The organism is Xanthomarina sp., assembly GCF_035306705.1.
GTDB lineage: Bacteria > Bacteroidota > Bacteroidia > Flavobacteriales > Flavobacteriaceae > Xanthomarina.
The window spans coordinates 1-2,018 of record NZ_DATGNO010000136.1 but is presented as its reverse complement, the minus strand read 5'-3'; the positions used below and the strand labels follow the sequence as shown (position 1 = coordinate 2,018).

The following is a 2,018-nucleotide window of genomic DNA, read 5'->3' as shown; positions in this document are numbered from 1 at the left end:
AATTCATGGCTTTATCTTGTAATTGTACCTTTAATAGCAGTTGGTTTTTTTAGAAAAAAACTATTCCAATTTTTTAAGTAAGGAGCGCGCTTCGTCTCTTTTAAAAATTTCTTCTGAATTTATTAAGTTTTTAAGTTCTAGTGTTGCTTTCTCCAGGTTTTTGGACTTCAAGTAGGCCAATGCCAAGTACCAATAGGTTCGATTGGTCAATACATCGGAATAGGTAAGATGTTCTTCAAGTTTTTCAATAGCTTTTTCTGTTTGATCTGTGGCTAAAAGTGCGTTTCCTTCATAAAATAATAATTCGGAATTTTCAGTGTCCTTAAAAGCTTTTTCAAATAATGGAATGGCTTGATTGTAATTACTTTCACTATAAGCTAGAAACGCTTGGTTTGTTGTGGTTTTATCTTTTTCTGCTCTTACAATGGGCGCACTAACATTTTTTGAAGGTTCAAAATAATTTAAAAATAATTTGTCTTCATTTAAAGGTCTGTTATAAAAGATTTGTAAACTTAAAGCTATTAATAATACAGCAGCTACAGATATTAAAGGTCTTAGCCATTTACTCACTGGACTTTTTTCTGCTTTAATAAACTCGGCTTCAAAACGAGCTAACTGTTTTTTAAATTCGGCATCGTCTTCTTTTTCTGAAACCGATTTAACATTTTCTAAAAAATCTACTTCCAGTTTAAATTCAGGATTGGTTTCATAAAGATCTTTAAATTCCAAAAGTTCGTCTTCAGAAAGTTTATTGGAAAAATATAATGCTATTAATTTGCTGTTATTCATTTTAATGTTGAATTTTTTATAAGGTCTTTTAGTGTTTTCAAGCAGCGTGATTTCTGACTTCGCACTACAGCTTCACTGTCGTATCCTTGTAAGGTTGCTATTTCATCATTAGTTAGTCCTCGATAAAAACTCAATGTTAACATTTGCTGGCAACTTTTTCCTAATTGTTTAAAATAGAGGCGTAATGTTTCTTGTTCCTGTGTTAAGCTTTCGGTTATTTCCATGTGTATTTCTTCATAGTCTGATGCCGAATTATGTAACTGGGCATCGTACACTTGTTTGGAACCTGCATCTTTAAGTTTTTTATAAATAAGATGTTTTCCAATACCAAAAAGATAGGTTTTTAGACTGCTTTTAATATAGTAAAGTCTTCCAGAGATGGCATGTTTTCGTAAGGCTATAAAAGCTTCTTGATAGATGTCTGAAATATCATCCTCATAAATATTGTATTTTCTTGAAAACACAAAAAACTCGTTTCTATAATTGTTGTAGAGTTTTTTAATGGACTTGTTATCTCCAAGCTTTAAAGCATCTATCAAATAGGCTTCCGTAGAAATTTTTAATTTTTTTTCCATCAAGGCGTTAACATCTGTTTTTTTTCTTTCATTAAAGATAAATCATTCTAAATCAAAACAAAATGAAAACTAATTTTTGTCTTGTTTTTGAGATGAAACATCGAAAGCCATTAACAACTTTAATACTAAAACCATGAATACTTTATTCCTTTTTATTTTCTTTCTTACGGTTGTGGTTATTGCGCTTTTCCAAATCACACATACTAAAAACGGTACTGATGACCTGTCAAGTTCCTTAAAAACTAAATTATGAAACTAAAAAAACTCATGCAATACGGAATATTTTTAATCTTGCAAATTGTTATACTTACAGTTGCCCAAGGGCAAAACATGGTCTTCTATGGTACTACAAGTAGTGGTGGTTTAAATAATCAAGGTGTTATTTTTAAAACGGACAATAATGGCGAGAATTATACGGTAGTTCATGATTTTAACGCAGAAGATGGAATGCGTCCTGGTTATGGAAATCTTTGTAATGTAAATGGGGTTTTATATGGAACTACAGATATAGGAGGTGTAAATAATATGGGCGTACTTTTTTCTTATAATATCATAACTGCACTCTACACAAAGTTACATGATTTTGATGAGCAGACTGGACAAAGACCTAAATCGCAAGTTATCCAAGCTTCAAATGGTAAGCTTTATGGAACT

At 31.1% G+C, this 2,018-nt stretch carries 3 protein-coding genes; 1 reads left to right on the top strand and 2 read right to left on the bottom strand.

Annotated elements, in window-relative coordinates; all coding sequences use genetic code 11:
• Positions 1-60 precede the first annotated feature (60 nt).
• The gene (locus VKY47_RS11035) at positions 61-789 is read right to left on the bottom strand and encodes a hypothetical protein (RefSeq protein WP_324312803.1); all 729 of its coding nucleotides are present in this window, start codon (positions 787-789) and stop codon (positions 61-63) included.
• On the bottom strand, positions 786-1,364 hold the full coding sequence (locus VKY47_RS11030) for an RNA polymerase sigma factor (RefSeq protein ID WP_324312801.1): 579 nt from the start codon (positions 1,362-1,364) through the stop codon (positions 786-788). The genes VKY47_RS11035 and VKY47_RS11030 overlap by 4 nt, the downstream gene beginning before the upstream one ends.
• Before the next feature lie 249 nt (positions 1,365-1,613).
• On the opposite strand from VKY47_RS11030, the gene VKY47_RS11025 reads away from it, so the two are divergent.
• Positions 1,614-2,018 (top strand): choice-of-anchor tandem repeat GloVer-containing protein (locus VKY47_RS11025; RefSeq protein WP_324312799.1); only part of this gene is annotated, 405 nt, incomplete at its 3' end.

Coding starts and splice junctions, on each gene's coding strand:
- VKY47_RS11035 (WP_324312803.1), bottom strand. CDS start 789: ATGAATAACAGCAAATTAATAGCATTATATTTTTCCAATAAACTTTCT.
- VKY47_RS11030 (WP_324312801.1), bottom strand. CDS start 1,364: ATGGAAAAAAAATTAAAAATTTCTACGGAAGCCTATTTGATAGATGCT.